Source organism: Acidisphaera rubrifaciens HS-AP3 (genome assembly GCF_000964365.1).
In the GTDB taxonomy this organism is placed as follows: domain Bacteria; phylum Pseudomonadota; class Alphaproteobacteria; order Acetobacterales; family Acetobacteraceae; genus Acidisphaera; species Acidisphaera rubrifaciens.
On record NZ_BANB01001037.1, the window covers coordinates 1 to 418 of the forward strand.

Consider the following 418-nt stretch of genomic DNA (forward strand, 5'->3'; position numbering starts at 1 on the left):
AGAGTTCGTTTGAGAATGGTTGTGGCGGCGTCGGCGGCGGTGATTCAAGCTTGGGATGTGGAGCCGAGAGAGCCGTGGCCGGATGGCCGATATTGCGCGCAAGACCAAGCGTTATCCCACTGGACCTGACCGACGAGGAGTGGGATCGGATCAAGCCGCTGATGCCCAGGCCGCCGCAGCGTGGCCGGCCCCCCCTGGGCGGACTTGCGGGAGATGCTGAAAGCGATCCGCTACCTGGCCCGCAGCGGCGGGGGCTGGCGGATGCTGCCGAAGGAGTCGGGCCCCGGGCAGACGGTCTACTGGTGGTTTCGCCGGTTTGTGCGGCATGCTGTTCCAGATCATCCACGACGTGTCGGTGATGCTCGACCGCGAACGTGCCGGGCACGAGGCGAGCCCGACTGCGGGCGTTGTGGACAGC

The 418-nt window shown here is 66.7% G+C and carries 1 pseudogene; it reads left to right on the plus strand.

The features are described from left to right. Positions 1–55: 55 nt before the first annotated feature. Positions 56–418 (plus strand): annotated as a pseudogene (locus B8460_RS19905) (transposase); the annotation flags it as partial.